Genomic DNA, 25,108 nt, shown 5'->3' with positions numbered 1-25,108 from the left:
AGTCTTATCGCAAATCTACAATTTTTTTTTAATGATAAAAACTTTTATTTACAAATCAATGTATCTTTGATGCTTTAATTCATTTATGATAGAAAAACCAGTAGATTTTAATAAAGAGTTGTTAAAGAAATTTCCATATCAACCTACAACAAAACAAAGCAAACTCTTACAACTGCTAAGTGAGTTTATTTTTAATGAAGATAAAGATGCTTTATTTCTGTTAAAGGGATACGCGGGTACTGGTAAAACAACCACCATTGGTGCTTTTGTAAATTCTTTATGGACTGCGGGTAAAAAAGCGGTTTTATTAGCACCAACAGGTAGAGCTGCAAAAGTAATTGCTGTGTATTCTAAAAAACCAGCTTTTACGATTCATAAAAAAATCTACTTTCCGAAAAAACAAACCAATGGTTCTGTAGATTTTGTTTTGCAACCCAATAAGCATACAAACACTATTTTTATTGTAGATGAGGCTTCTATGATTCCAGATAGCAAACAAAATCAGAAATTTTTTGATACTAGTTCTTTGCTAGATGATTTGATTTCTTATGTATATTCTGGCGTAAATTGTAAGTTGATTTTTATTGGTGATACAGCGCAACTTCCACCAGTTAAATTAGATGTTTCACCCGCTTTAGAAGAAGATACATTAACCTATGAATACCATAAACAAGTTACCGAAATTGAGTTAGATGAAGTAATGCGTCAGCATGAAAATTCAGGTATTTTAGCAAATGCGACTTATTTAAGACTGCTATTAAAAAATAAAGGTGATAAATTTCAGTTTGATGTTGGTTTTCTAGATATCAAAAGGTTAGAAGATGGTTATGATATTGAAGATGCTATTGTAACCGCTTACGAAAGTAATGGCGTAGAAGATACTGCTTTTATTGTGCGCTCTAACAAACGTGCAAACCAATACAATCAGCAAATAAGATTTAATATTAGAGGTCAGGAAAATGAAATCTCTGCAGGAGATTATATCATGATAGTTAAGAATAATTATTTTTGGTTGCCAGAATCTTCGAAAGCAGGTTTTATTGCAAATGGAGATATTTGCGAAGTCTTAAAGATTTTTTCTATCAAAGAATTGTACGGTTTTAAGTTTGCTGAAGTAGAAATTAGAATGATCGATTACCCAGAAATGCATCCTTTTGAAACCGTTTTATTATTAGATACATTAACAAGTGAAACACCTTCTTTAACCTATGAAGAATCTAATAAACTATACCAAGCAGTAAAGGAAGATTATGCACATGAAAAATCGAAATTCAAACAGTTTTTAGCAATCAAAAAGAATGTGTATTTCAATGCCTTGCAAGTAAAGTTTTCTTATGCAATGACCTGTCATAAATCTCAAGGAGGACAATGGAAAACCGTTTTTGTAGAACAACCTTATTTACCAGATGGTGTTTCTAAAGAATATTTTAGATGGCTGTATACAGCAATTACCAGAGCACAAGAAAAACTCTATTTGATTGGTTTTAAAGATGATTTTTTTATAGAATAGGTTTCAGGTTTCAGGTTTCAGGTTTCAAGTTTTCAAGATCTCAAGGTGTCCTATCAAAAAACCAATTTTAATAAAAAATAACAAATGTCAGACTGAGCTCGCCGAAGTCTATTTTAATCGAAAAGAATTCCTCGAGGCTCTACTTCGGGGTTTCCGCTGAAACTGTCATTCCCGTGAAGCATGTGCCCAACTTGATTGGGTAACGGGAATCTAAATATAGTCCCGAATGTTGTCGGGATGGTTTTTGACCTTTTTTCAGGTCAAAGCATGTGCCCAGCTTGACTGGGTATGAAACCAGCGAAATACCTCTATGGCTCTGACTCCTTTAGATTTCTTTTATAAAATATTTATTTCAACAAATAATTCAAAATAACAGAGCCATATGTATGACCGTTATCGAATCTTAAATTTTTTGCTTTATTTGAGTTATAGTTATAAACGTATCCGAAATTAAATCTGTTTGCCGTAAATCTAAATCCTATTTCTAAGTTAAAAACTAATGGAATTAATTCATTGGTAACTTCACTGCCTTTATTTAAAAAACTTCCTTGAAAAGTAGCATCATATAAAACATACCTTAAGGATGGTTTTATGTAGAAAAAAGATTCTGTTTCTCTAAAATAAGAAGTATTTTTATCATTAAGATTAGTGTTGAAAGCAATGGAGTTAGCTAAAGATTGTAGTGGCTTTAGACCTATTCTGGCTAACAACCCTGTTGACAGGTCTGTAAAAACAGTACCAATTTTCCCTGAGTTTGTCCAAAAAATATCAAAGTGATTCGAACTGTCTTTTAATAAAAAGGCATTATAGGCTGTATTAAAATTAATTGCAAAAGCATCTTTTATCTGATGTTTCCAACCTACGGTTTTTCTAAAACCATATATGTTATGAATAAAACCTTGCAATTCCTTTGCGTATGCATTTGAGCCTAATACCCCAAGTTGAATTGTTGTATGAAAGCTTTTGTCTTTTTTATAAATTCGATTGATACCAAAACTTCCATAAAGATATCCCGCAAAAGATCTATCATGTTCTTCTACAGATTTTACTAAAGGAACTGCAGGAGTATACATTCTGTGACCAATTTCCCAGGCTAAAACCTTTTTTTCTAAGTTGTTTTTTTTCTCTTTTGATAAATATTTAAAAGAGAGAAACATGCCGTTTGTATAATACCTATCGTCATAGGTAGACGTATACAAATCATTTTCAGTAATAAAACTTATTTCTTTAGAATATTTCTTTTGAGAAAAGGCTAAAATAGAAGAGGAGAAAAAAAGAAGGACTAGAATTTTTTTCATGAATAGCAAATATAAAATAACTTCCTTAAATTGGTGTTTTTTTAACTTTATTAACAAAAAAAAGTAATATTTTTAGAGTCCGAAATAAAATACATGAGTACAAAGAAAAGATTGACTGCTGAGGATTTTCAAAAGATAGAAACCAACAAAGAATTATTAGAATTAATTAAACATAAAAGCGATTCGTATAACAAAGTAAAAAAAACACTTATTTATACAGAAGAATTACGCTTGTTACAAATAGAGCTGGTAAAATTACAACGTTGGATTTCGAAAGAAAACAAACGTGTAGCAATTATTTTTGAAGGGCGTGATGCTGCTGGGAAAGGTGGAAACATCAGAAGGTTTATGGAACATTTAAATCCTCGTTCTAGTAGATTGGTCGCTTTAAATAAACCCACAGAAGTAGAAAAAGGGCAATGGTACTTTCAACGATATATAAAAGAATTGCCAAATCCTGGAGAAATTGTGTTTTTTGATAGAAGCTGGTACAACAGAGCTGTGGTAGAACCTGTGATGGGATTTTGTACAGAGCAACAATACAAAGAATTTTTAGTACAAGTGCCAGAATTTGAACACATGATGTATGAAGATGGTGTGATCATTATAAAATTTTGGCTTTCCATTACAAAAGATGAACAATTAAGACGTTTTGAGGCTCGTAAAGAAAACCCTTTAAAACGTTGGAAGTTTAGTCCTGTAGACAAAAAAGGGCAAATGCTTTGGGATAAATATACACATTACAAATCAGAAATGTTTTCTAAAACACATACTTCTTATAGTCCTTGGATGATGATAAAAACCAACGATAAAAAAGTGGCAAGATTAGAAGCGATGAGACATGTAATTTCTCAATTTGATTATGATGGTAAAGAAGAAGCAAAAACAATACTAACACCAGATCCCAACGTAGTAATGCGATATTATAGGTCTAATAGAAATATAGATTAATGTTATGGAGAAAGAACTAACTGCAAAAGAAGTAAATAAATTAACTACCAAAAAAGGGCTTTTAGCACTGTTGTCTAAAGAACCTTATAATATTGAAAGAAGTTTACGATATGTAGATTATCAAAAAAAATTAAAAAAACTACAGGTAGAATTAATACGTCTGCAAAAATGGGCAATTCATAATAACGAACGCATTATTATTGTTTTTCAAGGCAGAGACGCTGCAGGAAAAGGTGGTGCCATTAGAAGGCTTACAGAACGTATCAATCCACGTCACATGAAAATTGTTGCTTTACCAAAACCAACAAAAGATGAACAAACGCAATGGTATTTTCAAAGATATGTAGAGCAATTACCAAAAGCTGGTGAAATTGTTTTTTTTGACAGAAGTTGGTACAACAGAGCAGTGGTAGAGCCGGTAAATGGGTTTTGCACACAAGAAGAATATAAAATTTTTATGAATCAGGTAAATGATTTTGAAAAAATGATTTTAGAATCTGGAATTCATTTAGTTAAAATTTACATGTCTATTTCTAAAAAGGAACAAGCAAAACGTTTTGCCGATATTAAAAGCAATCCTTTAAAACAGTGGAAAATGACAAAGTTAGATGAAAGAGCGCAAATTTTATGGGATCAATACACAGAGTATAAAAATGCGATGTTTCAAAAGACAAATACAAAAATTTCTCCTTGGAAGGTAATAAGAGCGAATAGAAAAACCGAAGCGAGAGTAAACGTAATTAATCATGTTTTAAACAGCATTCCTTATGACAAAGACTTAGAAGTCTAAGCCAATAGTTTTTTGATTTTATCAAAAATAAAATAGACTTCTGCAGCAATCTGTAGGTTTGTTTTTAAATATGTTGCTGTCTGTTCAGAAGTTCCATCAGAAGTTTTCGGATCTTCAAAAGGCAAATGAAACCTTTCTAACGCTGTGGGGATAAACGGACAATTTTTATCAGCATTGTTACAGGTAGTTATTGCTATAAAAGGCGTACAATTTTCTATATTGTCAAACCTTTTAGAGAAACCTAAAATAGTTTTTTTACTTCCTTTAAAAGAGATTAGATACTTAGGATTTTGATGAGAGAAATCTGCTAGCTGAAAGTCGAAACCTACTTTTTGTAAAGTTTTAACTGTATTTCTATAAAAAGCAGTTACCTCAGTTCCGCCAGAAAAAGAATTTATATGTAGGTTGAAAAAATGTGCCGCATAAAATGCCCAAACCTGTCCTAATTGACTTCTTCTTGAATTGTGTGTACAGATGAAATTTAAATTGACAATTCCATGTTTTGTATATGCTGCGGCTACTTTTTCAGAAATAGTATTCAATAATTGCTTACGATCTTCACTTAGTTTTACCTTTTTTAAAGATTGTTTAAAGAAGTTTTCAGTAGAAATAGGAGCAGTTTTCAGCATATGCTTATTTTTGCAACAAAATTAGTGTCTTAAATTTAAATCTAAATTAAAACAATGTTAAGAAAGCGTTTCGAAATTGGTCATAAAGTAGCTGTTTTAGATGATGTTTTAAAAGGAGAAATTATAGGCATTGATGCAAATACTTATACTGTTAGAACTGAAGATGGAATGATTTTTAATTTTGATGAAAATGAACTGGTTAAAATTGAAAAAGAACAACATGAACTTACAAAATTTTCTGACATTAATAATGATTTTTTAAAGGACAAAATAGCTCAATCGAAACCTAAAAATAGTCTTTTTAAAAAGCAGCATCAAGAAGTGGTAATGGAGGTTGATTTGCACATCAATAAATTGGTCAAGTCTGTTAGAGGCCTAGACAACTATGATATGCTGAACATTCAATTAGATGCGGCAAAAAGAAAGGTAGAATTTGCGATTCAAAAAAGAATCTCTAAAATTGTCTTTATTCATGGAGTAGGAGAAGGTGTTTTAAAATCTGAACTACAATCGCTACTGAATAAATATCCCGTAAAATATTACGATGCGTCTTATAAAAAATATGGTTTAGGCGCAACAGAAGTATATGTTTTTCAAAATACAGTCTCATAAAATAAACCTACTTTTGTATTATGAATGCTATTTATTTAGACAACGCAGCAACCACAAAAATAGACACAGAAGTCATCGCTATCATGCAGTCTTCTATGGAAGAGAATTTTGGGAATCCTTCTTCGATACATCAGTTTGGTAGAAAAGCAAAATCTGCAGTAGAAACTGCCAGAAAAAATATTGCGAAGCATTTTAACGTGTCTGCAAGCGAAATTATTTTTACTGCGGGAGGTACAGAAGCAGACAATTTAATTTTACACAATGCGGTTTTAAATTTGGGAGTCACTAGAATTATCACCTCAAAAATAGAGCACCATGCAGTTTTACATACCTGTGAGTTTTTGCAGAAGAACCATAATGTCACTTTAGAATTTGTAAAAGTGGATTCAGATGGAAGCAGTATTATTTCTCATTTAAAAACACTTTTAAAATCATCAAAAGAGAAGACATTGGTGAGTTTAATGATGATTAACAATGAGATTGGTAACCTATTACCTATTGATGAAATAGCCAATTTATGCAAAGAAAATAAGGCATTATTTCACTCAGATACTGTACAAACCATTGGTCATTATCACTTAGATTTACAAAAAACACCTATAGATTTTATAGTCGCAAGTGCACATAAATTCCATGGACCAAAAGGAGTTGGCTTTGCCTTTTTTAAAAAAGGTTTTGGTATTCTACCGATGTTTCATGGTGGTGGTCAAGAAAAAGGAGCAAGGTCTAGTACAGAAAATGTACATGCTATTTTAGGAATGGACAAAGCCTTAGCTATTGCCGTTTCTAATTTAGAAAAAGATAAAAATTATATAGAAAGTTTAAAGGTTTATTTTATTTCTGAATTAAAGAAACTTTCAGAAAACATTCAGTTTAACGGACTTTCATCAGATTTAGACAAGAGTAGTTACACGATTTTAAATGTACGCTTTCCTGTAAAAAATGAGATGTTGCTGTTTAGTTTAGATCTAGCAGGAATTGCAGTTTCTGGTGGAAGTGCTTGCCAAAGTGGTAGTAATAAAGGCTCTCATGTATTGTCAGAAATTTTGTTTGATGGTGAAGCTGATAAAACGTCCATCCGTTTTTCATTTAGCAAGTTTACAACCAAAGAAGAAATTGATAATACCATAGGGAAATTAAAAGAACAGTTATAAAACTCTAGTTTCTAATTATATTGCTAGAATATTCTCCAATAAAAGTTTATTTTTTAAGGATTTTTTTAGAAATAACTCCCTCACTTGTTTTAAGATTTACAATGTAAATGGTACTTGATAAATTGGAAATATTTATTCTGTTTTCATGGGTTTGTTCTAAATTTTTTGATTCTAAAACCTCTTGTTCTAGTAGGTTGTAGATTTTTACATGGGCTATTTCAAGGTTGTTATTATTTTTAACCACGAGTTCTTTATTACTATTATCAATATAAATACTCAAGCCTATTTTGGCAATTTCATCATCTACAGACAAAGATTTTTCTTCGAAGGCTAAGTAAAAGCGATCTACATACACACCCTTATCAAGAGTAAGTTCTACAGTACTAGATAAATTATGGTAAGTATTTGTGAGTTTATCTAAAATAAATATTGGAAAATCTATGTTTTCTATTTCATCAATAACTACTGATAATTCATCTGGATTATCAATGCTAAAATGTATTGGAACTTCTAAATCATTATTGATTTTTTGAACTCCAGTAATTACGAATTTCATATTAGGAATTTCATCAAATTGCCAATAGAAATCCGTTTCGTTGAGATCATACATTTCACTATCATAGCCTTTGTCATATGAAAAGGAATTATTTTCTGAAAATGAAATTCCAATTTGTCTATGTAAACTTTGGTCTTCAGAATTCTTGTAGTTAAACCCTAATTTTAAGATGGCTAGCGGATCATTAGTTTTTGAGTTGTTTATTTTTTTTGTAATACCACTTTTCAAAAAAACAGCATTTTCTCCTTCTTTAATAAATTCTCTTTGACTGTTGTTGAATATAATTGTTCCGCCATCACTATCAGAACTGGCAAAGAAACCTTGCCCTATGGGTATGTATTGTTTTGGTGCTGTATATTCAAAAGCTAAAGTAAAAAATATGTTATCAATATTTATGGAAGCATTGCTTGTAGTTTTTAATAAAAGGGTATCATTTTTTTGAATTTGAAGTGGAATTTTTACAGTTTGATAGGCTGCTGACGTTGTAAATGTATAAGATTTTACGAATGCTTGATTCACAACAATATCAAATGTACTATTGGCTTCAGATTTGTAGATTACTTTAAGAGTATCAACAGATTTACTAATATTTACACTGTTAAATGTGATACTATCATAAGGCTGGGTTAGTAATACACTGTTATTTATTTTTGAAGCATTACCACCAGTAACTGCATTTTCTGCTTCCATAGTATAATCATAAGAAGTAGAAGAACTAGCATTACTACCAACATTAGAAGCAGCAACTCCCATAGAAACATTTCTAGTAGCATAGCCACCAATGTAGGAAGAAGAATAATGACCATAAGCTCCAGAAGAATTTGTTTCTCCAGCATGTTCCCAAAAGTACAAAGTGCCTGTTGTAGCATCTAAATTATCTTCTATAAATTTTTTAGAATTCAATGCTGACGCATACGGATTGCCTAATAAAATAGATTTGCTTCCAGCAATTGTGTAGCTGTAAGCACCATCATTTGGTGAACCTACATAGGTATAATTTTGTGGTCTTCCTGGTCCTTTAAATAGATATCCTTTCCCTGGATTAATGGTTCCAGTACTCGTTTTTTGTATATAATCATAATTAGATCCATTATAGTCATAGGTATAAATCCAACGTTCTGCGATTGCGATTGCCCCACTTGGTGAGTTTGAATAATTACCATCATTACCACCAATAAAATTCATGTTTTTTGGTACAGAACTTAAAGAGGTGGGTGTTGTACCATCTTTCATTACATTAAACATCGTATACGTACTTAACCCTGGAGTAACAACTGGCGATGACATATAATTATAACGGTACAAACTTGGCACTGGTGAGTTTTGATCAACATATAACTTTCCTGTTCCTGTAACTTTTCTACTTCCAGTATGCGTTTGTATCAATTGAGAGGTTCCTGCGAGTCTTATTTCTCCTGTAGTGTTTATTTTAATAGTGTCAGACACCACAAGTGGCTCGTTATTTACCAGTAATTTAGCAGCATTGGCAACTTCAAGTTTTCTTGCTTTTAAGATAGAAGAGGTGCTAAAATCTTCTTGAATTAATATACTTCTTGAACGATCTGGATATCCATTACTCCAAGCATTTCCTGATCTTACTGTCTTATGAATTCTATGTAAACCCAATTTTGTGTTTGCTTCCGCATTTCCGTTGATTATTTCTGAAATTAAAGGTGCATGAGGATGTCTTTCAGGAGGATTTGTTGTGGTAGATAAAGCATCATTTACATAAGATATCCACTCGCTAGAGTTGTAGGTATTTTTGTAAGTCGTAACTATATCACTTCTGAGTAAACATGTATTATTTGGAATACTTTCCACCAAATCAAATCTATTTTTCCAAGCGGTATTGTCTGTTTTTTTCGTAATAATTAAAATATCATTTGCGTCATCAAAATCTGTAATAGCAGAATTGTCAATTGCTGTACCTACAAAATTTGTAATTGTTGATGATGGATTTCTAATTAGAATTGAAGCACCTGGAGCTGTTGCTGCGTTTATAAAAAGAGAAGCCGTTGGAAAAACACCTGTTTGATCTCCGCTTGAATTTTTAAATAACGCCAATGCTAATGTATTCGCAACTACGGTGTCTGTAGCACTTGTATTGGTAACTTCTATCCATTTTTCTGAAGTGCCAAAATGATAAACTTGACTAATTAATGCCGCCTCAAAAAGGGTATTGTCTGGAGCATTTAAGAAAATGTCATAATCTTCAATTTCGCCACTTTGATAATCGAAATTACAAGCACTAGTTGGTGTGCCTGTATGTTTTAGACCAATTCTTAATCTGGTTTTACCTAGAGTGGCTGTTTCTGGCACTAAAATATTGGTCAAAGCAATGGTAAAAACGGTACTTGCAGACCCGCTTTTAAGATCAGATAAAATTTGTTCACCGCTATCATCAAAATCACCATCATTGTTAAAATCTATCCAGACAACTAGGGCAGTTGTGTTATAATTACTTCTTGTGTAGGTTATTGTTCCAGAAAATGTTTCACCAATCACCACGTTTGCAGATAGTGTATTAAAATAGCGATACACAGCATCGTTCTTTGGAGTTGAATTGTTGATGTTCCCAATATTTACATCAGAGATAAAATACTTATTACTTTTATTTATAAAAACATTGTCATCACAATATTGTACTTGAATGGTAGTAAAAGTGTGTATAGCAGAATATGTTGCACAGCTTGCATCTACCTTTACTTGATATTGGTACTCTAAACCATCGTCTAAACCCGTAATAATTTTAGATGTGCTAGTACTGGTTGTTTCTGTCCAAGTTGTTGTACCATTTCTACGGTATTGTATTCTAAATGTTCCCGTGCTACTAGAAGTCCAGTTTAGTGTAGCAGAGGTTTCGTTTATATTGGTAGCATTTAAACTTGTTGGGGTAGATGGGTTTGCTATGGTTATATTTTGACTACTGGTTGCGGTTGATGTTCCGTTATCAAAGGTCCAGTTGATGGTATAATTTCCTGCTGTTGTAAAAGAAGTAGTATCTGTAGTTGTACCTAATAATTGTTGGCTACATTGATAATTCATTACTGGTGCTTCTGCTGTATACGAACAAAATGCATTTATATCTTCTAAATCAGGTGAAGTAAATGCACCATTATAGGCAGATACATTTACAGTTGTGGCACAAGTACTACTTAAACCATCTGTATCAGTAACGGTTAGATTTACTGTGGCTGGATTATTGACATCATCACAATTAAACGAATTTTTATCAATTGATAATAGGAGACTTGCTTGGCTATCATAATCATCAAAAGAACCATTGTTTACATCAGAAGCATTTATAGTTGCGTTGCCAGTTACATCTAAATTTATATTTATGCTTGACACACAATTGGCTGTTGGTGGAGTAGGAGTAGGTTTGATATTTACAGCATAGTCTTCAACCTCTCCAACTTGATAAGCAAGATCACAGGGATCTATTGTATTTCCTCTTCGAATAGCGGTTCGTATTCTTGTAGTTGCTGCATTTGCTGAATTAGGAATTGCGATCTGAAATGTTTTGGTAATACCATCTTTACTTTTTGGTTCTGAACCTGTATAGGTATATACCTCCTCTCCCGCATCATAAAAATCACCATCATTATTAAAATCTAACCAAACTTTAACAGATGCTTCATTGTAATTATTCATCTCGAAAGTTATAGATGCAGTATAAGTGCTTCCTTTAGCAACATTTACGGTGGTTGCATTATAGAACGTAAATATATTTGCAGATTTATCGCTAGAATTATCTATTTCTAAAAGGCTGAAGTTGGAAATTAGGAAATTATTATTGTTGGATGGATTTATTGGAGTACAATAGGTTTGTGCTAGAGTATTGTTTATTGTTACCAGATACAATACAATCATACACACAAAAAACAGCATGTTTTTTTGCTTCATTATGGGGGAATTTTAATGAGGGGTATTAATATTATTTTTTAAAAAAAACATTGTAAATGTGCACCTAGGGTTCTGTACACTACAATATGGAATTCAGGGTTCCATGTATTACAATATAGAGCTTAGGGCTCTATGTTTTACAAGAGGAATATATGTATTATGTAAATATATATATTTATTTCTTGAGCATGTAAATACACACAAACTTAACTAATTTTAAATTTGTGTGTATTTTTTTTATGTTAAATTTTCATCAACTCACTAAAATCAATTGTAATAGTTATTCTTTAAAAACTTTTTTAGAGAAACTTCCTTTCGCTGTTTGTACCTTAATAATATATACACCAGTTGCTGTTTGATGCACTTTAAATCTATTTTTTTGTTGATTTTCTTCTGGCTTCCAACTTTGCACTTTTTGTCCTAACAGTGTATACATTTCTACTTTTTTAACTGCGGCACTAGATGTGTTATTTACAATGATTTCATTTTGAATGTTATTCATGAAAACTGAGATATTTTTTGAAAAAAGCATGTTTTCTACCGCCAATACTGAGGCATCAAAAACAAGGATAAATCGGTCTTCATAGGTGCCTTTCGCTAGCGATAATTCTTTTGGTTCTATTAAATTATGTATTTGACCAGTAACTAAATCTACTAAAAAGATGGCTATACCCGAATCAATTGCAACACGCTCATCAATCATAAATTGAATTGGATTCTCACTATCTACAGCAAGACTAACTGGTATTTGCATTCCATTTTCGATCTTACCAACTCCTGCAATCACCAATTTAGAATCTATTTTAGGAAATTTCCAATAGAGATCTGTTGCCCCAATATCAAAAATTTCACTGTCATAACCACTTTCAAACTCAAAGGTATTGTTTTCTATAAACGAAATTCCAATTTGTCGATGCAGCTCTACACTCGCTTCATTGATATAATTAAGTCCTAATTTTAGTGTAGGAATTGATTCTGGACTTTTTGATTTTTTAGAACTTTTAAAGAACACACCAGCGGTACTAGAAACTCTCTGTGCATTTTCAAATAAGAAGTCACCTCCTTTATCAGCAGGTGCCGATACAAAGAAGCCCATACCAACAGGAATAAATTCTGTAGGAACTTTATAAGTAGCGTCTCCCAAACCTGCGGTATTATCACTTGGTTGATTTGCTGCGACACCCATGGCAAGATTCCTTTGTGAATAGCCACCAAAATAACCCGCTTTTGTATGACCTTCTATCACTGTACTATTACTGACTTCTCCTGTATGTTGCCAAAAATATAGAGTAGCATCTAAAGCATCATTATTTGCATTTAAAAAAGTAGTGGCATTTAGTGCACTTGGATATGGGTTACCGACTAATGACGCCGTTCCAGGATCTACTGTTTTCATAATGGTTCCGTCATTTGGAGAGCCAATAAACGTAAAATTTTGTGGACTTCTGCCGGTACTTTTCATAATATATCCTTCACCAATATTGATATTACCTGTATGTAATTGTTGAACATAATCTGCACTAGTTACTCCGTTAAAGAAAGAATAAATCCAATAATTGGCAATGGTAATCGGGTCTGTGGTAGCTCCATTATAAGTATTTGGATCTCCATTATAAGTGATAAAGTTAATATTTTTTTGAGTTGAGTTTGCAGAGGTTTTTGTAGTTCCGTCTTTCATGACATCGGCAACAGTAAAAGTAGTATTCCCATTAGTAGCTACTACGGGACTGGACCAGTAATGGTATCTATATACATTAGATACGGTAGCTTTTTGATCTCTAAACAATTTACCCGTACCTGTTACATTAGAAAAGCCTAAATGTGTTTGTACCAATTGTGCATCATCAATCAAGCGTATTTGGCCGTCTAGAACCAATTCCTCATCAAACTCTAAGAACAAATTAGATGCTACAACAAGTTTAGAGTTCTTTTTCACCCAAACACATTCTACATTTGCATTTTCATTTAAAAAAGCATTTGCTAATGAGGTTTCTGCATCTACAACCAAAATTTTATCTAAATCATTAACATTCGTACTAGGGCCATCTGTAGCACCTGTACCACCTGTCCATTCACCAGCATTCCCATTCCAGAAAATACCGTTGATTTCAGCATACGTAAAAAACTTTGCTCCTGTAAAATTATAATCTACAAAATAATGATCAACTCCATCGATGGTAACCACATCAGTTGCTTTTAACGGAATGTGTTTTACATTGGTGGTAAAAGCAGCATCGTCTGCAATTTTCATCACTTTGATGGTAGATGGCGTACTTAACTGGGTATCAATTACAGATTTAGTAACCGCCACTCTTGCAGTTCCTATGGTTCCGGTTTCTACAATTTTCCATACACGATCTAATTTAATTTCTGGAGCACATATTAATGTTGCGGTACTTGTATTGTTTGTATCAGAACCATTGTTTCCCCATATTAAAAAAGATTTGTTAGCACTAATATTGTTTGGATTGCTTAGGTTATCTGCAGCAATAGTTTTTAAACCAATAGTAATAATAGCATCGCTGTTCACAGATTTAGACTGTCTTTGTTGAAAAGCCATGGCATCATCTCTTCCAATACCTGCCACATCATTATGGTAAGTGCTATTAGCTGTATGATCCCAAATTAATGTTAAATCTTGTGACACATAATCCCCTTCGGTAACGGTACTTCCTGGATTTAAGGCATCACTTAACGTAAAGCCATATTTTAATGCTAAATAAGATTCTATTTGTTGTCTTCTATCATTAGCATGAGCGGCGTCAAATAACATAATTTCGGCAATACTTCCGTTAATTCCTGTTCCTGCATTTGTTCTATCTTTTCCTACATAATAGGTATGATTGGCATCAGACAAATTTCCTGCAAATATTCTTGAATGTAGTTGGAAGGCATCGGGTCTTGCCAGTGTTGTAAAATCGATAGCCAAACCATTGTTATATTCCGTTCCGTTTCTTACATCTGCGGGAGTTCCTGGATTGTTATAAATTTGTGTATCATCTGTATGTCCAAATCCAATTCCGTTACCGTCATCTGTGTCATCATTGGTAAATGGAGTTGTAGAAGAAGCGGTAGCGATATCATTATACACAATATACATCGATCTCGGATTTAAATTTAAACTAGAAAGTGTTAAAACATCTTCATTTGCAGGGGTAAAGGTAACTACCGGATTAAAGTTTAAAGAATTTACTGTAGCATCTGGGGAAGTTCCTGCATTTGCACTGGTAAAATCTAAGGCTGCAGTTTGATCTATCCAACTGGTTACAGTAGCTCCGCCTGTAACATTTTTATCGGCTCTTAACCATAGCGTAGTTCCTGTGGCTACTGGTACACTGTCATCTGTATCATCTCTGTAATCCATGTCTCCACCGCTTCCTGAATCTCCATCAGTATCTGGTAAGTCATCTGTTGGATCATTAATTTCATCGTTTGGATCCCATGCTTCACCCGCAGTAGCATTACTTCCTTCAAAGTTATCATCTAATCCATCTCCGTCAGAATCTGTGCCACTAGCTACGTTATCTGCATCTCCGTTTTCTTCAATGTCTGGAGTTAAATCGTTGTCTGAATCTAAGTCTAAATAATCTGGATTGTCTATACCATCATGATTGTTGGGTGAAGAGAGATCTACACCAATAATACCATCGCAATCTCCCACTAAAGCACAATCCGTATCATACGCATCATCAATACCATCATTGTCTGAGTCTTCATTAGCAAGTCCTCTATAAGTAGCAGTGGTTTGTGCTTCTACATTGTCTGGAATCCCATCATTGTCGGCATCGATATCTAAGTGATTTGGGACACCATCGGAATCAAAATCATAGACGTCTGGAATGCCATCCATATTGGTATCTGTATACACAGTAGTACCTCCAGGACCTCCATCGCCATCATCTGAATTGTCTTGATAATTTAAGATGCCATCATTGTCCTCATCACCGTCGGGGTCATTACCATCACTTTCATTAATGTCTGGTATACCATCATTATCATCATCTAAATCTATGCTGTTTATAATATTGTCACCATCGGTATCAGGAATGTTGGTACCATCTCTATAGTCTACATCTCCTGCCGCTCCTGCATCTCCATCTTCATCAGGTAAATCTGTTTCAGGGTTTTCAATCTCGTCATTTACATCATATCCGTCATTATTATCAACTCCTTCAAAAATGTCGTCTAGACCATCATTGTCTGTATCAGAAGGTGTTGTAATTACATTGGCCATTCCATTTTCTTCAATATCATTCAATGTATCATTGTCTGAATTTAAATCTCTATAATCTGGTAAATCAAGATTGTCACTATTTACAGGGGTTAATCCTACGGCGTTGTATGTATCATTGTTTTCATAAGCACTATCAATACCATTGCTACCGAAGATACCTGTTGGTAAAACATATCCTGAGGTTCCTTGAGCCTCTATGTTGTCTGGGATTCCGTCATTATCAGCATCAATGTCTAAATAATCGGGCCTGGTATCTGCATCTGAATTCTGTGGTGCGCTTATTGGAAACCCTGTAACGCCAGCACAATTTGCGCCGGTACAATCTGCATCATACGCATCATCTAAACCGTCTAGGTCTTCATCATTGTTTGTTGGAGCTACGTAATTGGCATCAGACATGGCTTCAATATTATCTAATATACCATCATTATCTGAGTCTAAGTCTAAAGAATCATTAATGCCATCGCCATCAGTATCTCCTTCACAGGGTGCAGTATATGCTTGATAAGATACATTGTCTATTCCTAAATTACTGGTAACTCTTGTACTGATAACAATTCTAATATATCTAGCATCTATAGTTAAAGTATAGTTTTTTACTTCTTCAATATTAACACCAGATGTATAGGTATAGGTTGTTGGATTGGCAAAACCAGAACTCCCAATAGAAGAGCTTACCGTCATTTCATTACCCAAGTTTCCAACTCTTGAGCGGATTTCAATGATCGTTCCTGCAACCACATCTTTCCCTAAATTGATGATTAAAAAATCTGTGCTTGAATTGTTTAAATTGGCATATGCATTATTGTCTCCAATGGCATTGTTGGGGTTGGTGACACTATTTGAGGAGGCAACTGCGCTAGCGTTTGCTGCCGCATAAGCTACAGAAAAGCATTCTACACTGTCTGGAATTCCATCACCATCATCGTCTAAATCATCTGCATTTGCAATACCATCTTTGTCTGTGTCTATTCCGTCAAAAATATCTCGGTAATCTGCATCTCCACCAGAATTAATGTCGGCATCTGCATCTGCCATATTCACAGAAGGATTGTCTATAATATCGTTTACATCATAAGGCAGGTTTCCAACGGCATCAAAATTATCGTCTAAACCATTATTATTTAAATCACTATCAATTGTAATATTATTTGGGCTATTGTTTTCTGCAATGTCATTTGTTCCGTCATTATCAGCATCTGTATCTCTAAAATCTGGCGATGCATCTCCATCATGATTATAAGGCGATATGCCCAAGGATGCAAAAGTATCTATAAAATCATAAGCACTATCTAATCCATTACTACCTACATTTCCGTTGGGTGCTGCATAACCTAAGGTTGTTTGTGCTTCTACATTATCCGGAATTCCATCATCATCTGCGTCTAAGTCTAAATAATCTGGCAAACTATCTGTATCTGTATTTGTAATGGGCAAGATAGAAATACCATCGTCTGGTGTGTCTTCATAAATGTCATACAATCCGTTGGCACCTACTGTGCCACTTCGTGCCACATAGCCAGCAGTAGTTTGTGCTTCAATATTGTCTATAATTCCATCATTATCAGCATCAATATCTAACGCATCTGGTATGCCGTCACTATCTGTATCTCTACAAGCTGTTAATGTAAAAGCCTCATAACCCACACTACCCACTTGCAAAGCACCGCTACCTGCATCTACACTTACTGTAATTCGTATAAATCTTGCCGTGTTGGTTAGTGTATAGGTTTGAACTGTATTGGAACCAGCTATTGCAGCAAAGGTATAGTTTTGCTCTGTTAAATATGTAACACCATCTATAGACTCTTCAACCCCCATTTGATGAAGATTGTTTGATACTCTGGCTTCTATAAAAATATCGGTTCCAGCGGGAATAAGATACCCAAGATCTATAATTAAAAAGTCACTTACAGCATTTAAGCCTGAACGAGAGGTGGCAGTACCATTGATGGCTCTGCCCGGGTTTGATACACTATTAGAATCTGCAACACCTGAGGCATTTCCTGCACTAATGGGGCCAAGATTTGGGCATTCTACCGTATCTAAAATTCCATCATTGTCATCATCAATATCTACATTGTCTGGAATGCCATCACCATCAGTATCCAAACCTGTTACGGCATCTCTAAAATCTACTTGGTTATCTATACCGCTGTCTGCATTTGGTAAATCAATACTAGGATTATTGATGTTGTCATTTACATCGTAATTCACATTGTCTGAGTCGAAGTTGTCATCCAATCCGTCGCCATCGGTATCTGTTCCACTTAAAACATCATCGGTATCACCATTTTCCTCAATATCTAAGAAATTATCGTTATCTGAATTTAAATCTCGGTAATCTTGCAAATCTACTTTATCGGTATTTACCGGAGTAAGTGATAGCGGGCTAAAGCTATCATTACTTTCATATACACTATCTACACCGTTTTCGCCTATATTCCCTGTCGGAGCAATATAACCTGTAGTTGATTGCGCTTCTACGTTGTCTGGAATTCCATCGTCATCGGAATCGATGTCTAAATAATCTGGGTTTCCTGTGGTATCTGTATCATTTAAGTTGAGGTTTGATGTGGCAGCCTGTGTATCGTTATTTTCATAGATGTCATACAAACCATTCGCACCCACACTACCAGAAGGAGCGGTATACCCCAAAGCATCTTGTGCTTCTCTGTTGTCTAAGATTCCGTCATTATCTGCATCTAAGTCTAAATGGTTGGGAATTCCGTCTCTGTCAAAGTCATAGACATCAGGAAATCCTCCATAATCTGTCATAGATCCATCTCCGATTACATTGTCAGTATCGTCATCAAAATCGTCTAAATAATTTGGAATACCATCACCATCTTCATCACCATTTGGTTGGTTACCACCGCTTTCTGTAATGTCTAAAATTCCATCATTGTCATCATCAATATCATCAGCGTCATCAATACCATCACCATCCGTATCTAATAATTCTAGTGCTGATACACCATCTACTGAAATATGTACTGTTTCTACCAAATTAAGAGTTGCCAATGTGTCCGCAAACCCAGAGTCAGCTCCCGGAAATATGGTAAATGTTTCGCTGGTAGCTGATGCGATAAATATAATTGTATTTTTGCCCCAAACATCTTGTGTTACAGATGAAATGGTTCTTCTAGGGGCGTTGCCAATTTGTATATCAAAATCTTCGATGTACGTACCTGCATAAAATTGATCATTCGCATCTCCACCATCTTCGTTGGAAATCACAGTCATAGAATTTATAACTAGCTTATAGAGTTTTCCCACCACTAAATCGGTCATGGTTGTGGTTACATTTTCTTCACTACTACTACCGGAGGAACCCACATCTCTTAAAGTAATCCAACGTACATCTCCTGTAGGAGGTAAAGGCAAAGGTGCATTTACCCAAGTAGCATTATAACCTGCATTTCCACCTGTACCAAAATTTGCACCAGCTTGATTTCTGTTAGAAATATCAGGAGTTCCATCTACCAACGGATCAGCATCATCCCAGTTTGTAGGATTACAATTACCACAGATGCTAGAAGAAGTTCCTGTACCTGGAATGGTTTGCGAAAAAGTATGATTTGTTGAAATTAGTAGCAATAATACTATTACTATTGCTGAGCATGTTTTATAGAATAAGGCAGTCTTTGTCATATTTTTCAATTTAATAGGGATGAATCGGAAAAATATTCTTTGTTAAGAAGTATTTTAGATACCATCAGTTATAGAACCTTTTAGTCGTAAATATTTTGATTTACTTAAAAAGCACACATTTGAAAGTACACATCAATATATCATATCAATTTTACTGATATCTTATATATTGTTTTTAATATGTTGGGGGGAATGACGAATCATTTAGAGAACATAACATCTCTTAATGATGAATAACAATTTTTAACAAAGATAATACAATTTTTTTAATAATAATTATTATTAAAAAATAAGCTTATTAATTAATTATGAGGAGATTAAGGATTTGAGAATTGTTGTAAAAAGATTTCTTTTTAAACAGTTGTTTTATTTCTATTGCTTATTTAGCATCAAAAAACCACAATATTTTTATTGTGGTTTTTTGATGCTGCTTTTTAATATAAAATATTATTCTATGAGTATTTTTTTAGAAATTACACCTTTGTCTGTATTTATTTTTACAATATAAACTGCCTTCGAAAGGTTCGAAACTTTTATTTTTAGATGCTCTTTTTGATTTTTATCAAATTTCCAAGCATTTATTTGTTGTCCTAATATTGAATACATTTCAACTTTATCAACTATTAGGTTATCTGTTATATTGATATCGATTTCTTTATTTTCTTTGTTATAAAAGACACCGATATTATTTGAAACAACATCATTTGCTGTACCTAAAACTGTTGTTTGTTTGAAAGTCAAGAAAAAACGATCTTTATATTCTCCTTTGTTTAATAGAATTTTTGCTTTTTCTTCTTTTAAGTTGTAGTATTTATTTTCAACTTTATCTAAAATAAAAATATTGCTATTTTTAAAACTAATTTCGTCTATTTCTATACTAATTTCATCTTCTTCAGCGACTATAATTTCTAGGGGAATTTCTAAGTCTTCAGAAATATTTTGGATTCCTGCAATCGCATATTTTTCATCCATATTTGGGAATTTCCAATAAAAATCTGTACTGGATAAATCGAATAAATAACTGTCATATCCTGCTTCGTAATTAAAGGAATTGTTCGATTTAAATGAAATACCTATTTGCCTATGCAATTCATTTCCTTCCATACCTGTATAATTCATTCCTAGTTTTAGAATCGGTAATTTTTTTCTTTTTTCTGCAGCTTTTTTATGTTCTTTATTTGATTTAAAAAATGTTGATGCTGATCCTTCTATAATGTTTTCTCTCTGACTGTTGTTAAAAGTGATTGCACCTCCATCTGCATCTCCACTGATAAAAAAACCTTGCCCTATTGCAATGTAATCTAAAGGTGAAGTATATGAAAAACTAGCAACACCATTTGCATTTGGAACACAAGATATTTCACCATCATCATCTTGAAGGTTTATAGCATTTAGGTAGAAAACTACGTCATCTAAAGAGACTATAGAGATATCACTATTCTGTTCTATACATTTACTGATGTCAAATGTTGTGTATGTTAAAGAAGCTGGAAGTGTGAAATCTTCAACGGTATTCCCATTTATTTTTAATCTAATATTTTTTGGAGCTAAAGATCTGTAAGTTATTTTTAAAATATCAATTGCTTTTGGTATGGCGTTAAAAACCACCAAATCTGTGTTTGAATCTAATAGTACAGTGTTTAAAGTTAAATCTGTAAGCACTGTTCCAATAACAGTAGCATTTACTGCTTCTAAAGTAATATTGAATGCTCCTGCTAGTGCTGCTGAGTTTGCAGCAATTCCCATAGAAATATTTCTAGTTCCATAACCACCTATATAACCATTATATGAATGACCCGCTGTAACGGTGCTAGAGAGATCTTCTTCGCCAGCATGCTGCCAAAAATATAAAGTACCATCTATTGCATCCATATTATCTTCTATAAACTTTTTTGCACTTATTGCAGAAGGAAAAGGATTTCCTACTAAATACGATTCATTCCCACCAATTGCAGTTGTTAAATTGCCGTCATTTGGTGTTCCTACAAAGGTGTAGTTCTGCGCTATTCCAGGGCCTTTTAACGTAAAACCATCAGTAACAGGAATACTACCTATACTTTTCTTTTGAGTCCAGTTAGAGCGTTTTCCGTCTCCACTGGCATAGGTATAAATCCAATAGTCTGCTATTTTTATAGGACTTGAAGTTTCATCACCGTCATAACCGCTTACAAAATTGATGTCTAATGGAGTAGAAGTAGCGGAGGTTGCTGCTGTACCATCTTTTAAAACATTTTGTAATGTAAAAGAGCTACCACCCACGGGAGAGCTCATGTAATTGTATCGATATTTACTAGCAGTAGGCGAATCTTGATCTACATATAAATTTCCTGCTCCAGAAACTTTGGTAGTTGCTGTATGTGTTTGTATCAATTGAGCGCCTGCAGCTAATCTAATTTCACTAGTTGCACTTTCAAAAATAATATCTTCTGAGACTACTAATAAATTATTATTAATGGTTAACTTATTACCAGTGTTAATTGTTAATGTTTTTGCTTTTACTATTGATGAGGTTGAAAAATCTTCATCTATAACAACGCTTCTAGTTCTGTCAGGAAAACCATTAGACCAAGTGCCTCCAATTCTTACGGTTGGATTTACTTGATGTACTCCCAAGCTTAAATTTGAAGTTGCATCTGCACTTGCTATTTCCGAAATAACAGGGTCATGAGGATGTCTTTCTGGTCCACCAAAACTTTCATCTCTGTATGGATCTAAATCTTCATTTACAAAAACAACCCATTCCGACAGTGAAAAATCTTTATTTGTTGTGATAATTTCATCATTTCGTACATATATTTTGTCATTCTCTAAATTAAATGATGACTCATATCTATTTTTCCAATCATTGGTTCCATCAGCAATGCTTTTGGGGTTAGATAAAACTAAAATATCATTAGCACCTATTAAACTTGTAATGTCATCATTTACCACTCCTGAAAAAGTAGCAGCAGCATTTGTTATTAATATGGATTCACCAGCAGCTAATGCTACAGGTATTGTATAAGAATTGTCTGGAACTATTCCTGTTTGTATCCCTGATTTATCTTTGAATAATCCTAACTCTATCGTGTTTGCTAATATACTATAGTTTGTATCTATGTTTGTAATTTCTATAACCCTGCTAGTGCCTTCAATATAAAATTGAGTAATCATAGGGGTTCCTGATACATGATTGTCTCTGTAATCTACGTCGCCAATAGTTAAAACGTCGCTGTCTGCATCTGGTAATAATTTAGGATCATCAATGTTTGTATTTACATCATTATAATCATCAGCTGTATATAAAGAATTGTCTAAACCATTTTCACCAACAATGCCATCTGTCATTCCATCGTTATCAGTATCAATTGTGAAACCTACTTCAACAGTGTCAAAAATAGTATCACCATCTGCATCTAAAGCTACATAATCTGCATTTCCACTTTCGTCTGAGTTTACTGCAATTAGTCCTACACTATAAGCCGTATCTAAACCATTTGCTGTATACATATAATTGGGTGCTCTGTAATCTATTGTGGTTTGTGCTTCAATATTATCTGGAATTCCGTCATTGTCAGAATCTAAATCTTTATCGTTATTTAAGCCATCTTTGTCAAAATCTAAATCGTCTGCAAAACAAGATTGCGTTTGTGTACTCCAAACAAAATTATCTAAAGCGTGTAAATCTGCTCTATTATCAGTAATTGCACCATTGATTACTTTATGGACAATTGAAACGTTGGAGATACTATTTTCTGATATAAAACCAATAGAAGTCTCTACATTGTTTCCTATTAACATCGTTCCTTGTGAAACTCCATTTACATCAAAAACATCTACAGTGGCAGTAGCATCATTTCCTATAAAATTACTTTGGAAGTAGGCAACTAGCTCAGAGTTTGCATATATTTCATATTTAATAATTAAGTCTGTACTATCAATAAATGTGTCAAGAATATCTATTAAATCAAAATTAAACGCATAGACAGGGGTTGTAAAACCTATACTTACAGTATAATCTTCGCCTTGAATTAAATTTATGGAAGGTTTGATATAAATTGCATCTCCGCCTGTTCCAGATATAAATTCTGAACCCGTAGTGTTTCTAAACTGATTTCTTCTTGTAGTAGGGTTTGCGGCTGTGGTTATGTAAGATAATGTACCATTCGTCCAGGTTCCTGTTGTAGAACCAGCAGTTCCATTGGTTCCAGGAGCTGGAGGTAAAGAGCTAAAATCTGTAGCTCCATTTAATCTATTTAGCGTTAACCCTCTAGAAAAAGCGTCACTTTGAAATCCCGATTCTTGAAATCCTAAACCACTATTGGTATTACCTCCAACTGCATAAATACTATAACCATTAGTATTGTACGATATTTGATCTAGCTGCGGTTCTGAAGCTCCAGGGATTACACAATTCTCATCTGTATCTAAAATTCCATCGTTGTCGTCATCAACATCTGTGCTATCTCCATAGCCATCACCGTCGGTGTCTTTATCTTCAATTGTAAATAACGCGGAAATAAATGTGATGTTGTATTTTGGATTGTTATCATTTACTAACGTTCCTTGGTTGATATTATAACCACCTACTGCTTCGCCTGGGGTTCTTGTTAAACTTCCAACTAATGAATCTCCACTTTCTAAATTACCAGAAGTAATTGTATATGTTAAAGCTGGTTCTGTATCTCCAATCGATTTATTTTTTGTGTCTGCAGTAACCGTAATTTCTATCTTGGGTGTCGCGTTAAAACCAGAAACGATTACATTGTCTATAGCAATATCTGAACTCCAAATAGTGCCTGCACCAACAATTGCTTCGAACCTTACAATGATGTTTTCACCATCATAAATAGATAAATCAATATTGGCGGCCAACCAATCAATTCCTTGGTTTCCAGACTTTGTAAATACTTCTGTAAACGCTCCTCCATTAGAACTAACCAATACATTTAAAGTTCCCATTGAGTTTACTTTGTCAGTGTACATATGATAATCGAAAGAAATAGCAGAATTTATTTGATTTGTAAAATCATAACTTTTTTCTAAAAAAGCATTATCTCCTGTAGCTCTTGGAGACGAGGCTTCAATGTACATAAACCATGTGCCTTCAGATCCACCACTTTGTGGTCCTGTGCCAGCGGAAGGTGTATTATTTTCTTTATTTATCCAATCAAAAATATCTCCAGCACTTTGAGACCAACCCTCTAAAGAATTTTCAAAACTGTCTCTATCAATTTCAGAACTACAAATTTCTAGAGAAACAGAATTTATAATTCCACCATCGTCATTTTGAGTATCTGTAATTTCTAGCACCCAATTTCCATTTGCATTTTCATTATTAAAATCGCTTAAAAGACCTTCAGGTTTGTAAGTGCCGGTTATATTATAATTTGTTAAAGTGGCATTGGCGTTCACAAAAGTATTTGTCGAATCATCATCTAAGATTACATTCGTGTAATTGTCACCATTACCTCCATTACTAGTACTTAATTCTATTCTAGTATTAGAAGGTGAAATCAAAAATATACTTAAATCTGAATTCCAAGAATGTGTGATGTCTAAAGAAACGTTAATGTCTGAAATAGCAAAATCGAGTGGTACGTTTATTATGGTGTTATAGATAATTCCACCAGTTGTTGTTATTGTAGTTGCTGGATTAACAGTATAATTAACGCAATTTTGAGAACTACTATTTAAACTAATAAATAGTATGATAAATGGTACCAAGTACCATTTACTTTTAGATTTAGGGATCATAAAGTATTATTTTAGGGGTTTATTAAAGAGTTTTAAGCCTCGATAATATTGTGCTAATATATTCTTTTTTTTTAACTA

At 33.6% G+C, this 25,108-nt stretch carries 10 protein-coding genes; 5 read left to right on the top strand and 5 right to left on the bottom strand.

From position 1 onward, the window contains the following. Nucleotides 1-85 precede the first annotated feature (85 nt). Nucleotides 86-1,510, top strand: a complete 1,425-nt coding sequence (locus tag Q0998_RS08785) for an AAA family ATPase (RefSeq protein ID WP_299669038.1) — start codon at nt 86-88, stop codon at nt 1,508-1,510. A gap of 347 nt (nt 1,511-1,857) precedes the next feature. On the opposite strand, the gene Q0998_RS08780 is transcribed toward Q0998_RS08785, so the two are convergent. Further along, on the bottom strand, nt 1,858-2,808 hold the full coding sequence (locus Q0998_RS08780) for a lipid A deacylase LpxR family protein (protein ID WP_299669036.1): 951 nt from the start codon (nt 2,806-2,808) through the stop codon (nt 1,858-1,860). Nucleotides 2,809-2,901: 93 nt separating this feature from the next. Between Q0998_RS08780 and ppk2 (Q0998_RS08775) the strand changes: the two genes are divergently transcribed. Together ppk2 (Q0998_RS08775) and ppk2 (Q0998_RS08770) are read left to right on the top strand one after the other, a co-directional pair. Beyond that, a complete protein-coding gene (gene ppk2 / locus Q0998_RS08775) occupies nt 2,902-3,759 on the top strand; it encodes a polyphosphate kinase 2 (protein ID WP_299669033.1) in 858 nt (285 codons plus the stop codon). A 4-nt stretch (nt 3,760-3,763) separates the two neighbouring features. Beyond that, a complete protein-coding gene (gene ppk2, locus Q0998_RS08770) occupies nt 3,764-4,549 on the top strand; it encodes a polyphosphate kinase 2 (RefSeq protein ID WP_299669030.1) in 786 nt (261 codons plus the stop codon). Here ppk2 (Q0998_RS08770) and Q0998_RS08765 read toward each other — a convergent pair. Then, nucleotides 4,546-5,178 (bottom strand): hypothetical protein, encoded by a 633-nt coding sequence (locus Q0998_RS08765; protein WP_299669027.1) that lies wholly within the window; start codon nt 5,176-5,178, stop codon nt 4,546-4,548. The genes ppk2 (Q0998_RS08770) and Q0998_RS08765 overlap by 4 nt on opposite strands. A 54-nt stretch (nt 5,179-5,232) precedes the next feature. On the opposite strand from Q0998_RS08765, the gene Q0998_RS08760 reads away from it, so the two are divergent. Next, entirely contained in the window at nt 5,233-5,790 is a 558-nt protein-coding gene (locus tag Q0998_RS08760) for a Smr/MutS family protein (protein ID WP_299669024.1), read from the top strand. A 20-nt stretch (nt 5,791-5,810) separates the two neighbouring features. Next, nucleotides 5,811-6,944 carry a cysteine desulfurase family protein gene (locus Q0998_RS08755; RefSeq protein ID WP_299669021.1) on the top strand — a complete coding sequence of 378 codons (1,134 nt, stop codon included), beginning with the start codon at nt 5,811-5,813 and terminating at the stop codon, nt 6,942-6,944. Nucleotides 6,945-6,990: 46 nt separating this feature from the next. Here the strand turns inward: Q0998_RS08755 and Q0998_RS08750 are convergent, their stop codons facing one another. From Q0998_RS08750 to Q0998_RS08740, 3 genes are all read right to left on the bottom strand, one after another. Continuing rightward, complete coding sequence (locus tag Q0998_RS08750) at nt 6,991-11,406, bottom strand: GEVED domain-containing protein (protein ID WP_299669018.1); 4,416 nt, start codon at nt 11,404-11,406, stop codon at nt 6,991-6,993. A gap of 280 nt (nt 11,407-11,686) precedes the next feature. Next, complete coding sequence (locus Q0998_RS08745; RefSeq protein WP_299669015.1) at nt 11,687-19,294, bottom strand: T9SS type A sorting domain-containing protein; 7,608 nt, start codon at nt 19,292-19,294, stop codon at nt 11,687-11,689. A gap of 447 nt (nt 19,295-19,741) precedes the next feature. Beyond that, nucleotides 19,742-25,030, bottom strand: coding sequence for an MBG domain-containing protein (locus Q0998_RS08740; RefSeq protein WP_299669013.1), 5,289 nt, complete (start codon nt 25,028-25,030; stop codon nt 19,742-19,744). Between the last annotated feature and the right edge of the window lie 78 nt (nt 25,031-25,108).

It is taken from the genome of uncultured Polaribacter sp., from assembly GCF_947501385.1.
Classification (GTDB): Bacteria; Bacteroidota; Bacteroidia; order Flavobacteriales; family Flavobacteriaceae; genus Polaribacter.
This window is presented reverse-complemented; position numbering and strand designations above follow the sequence as displayed.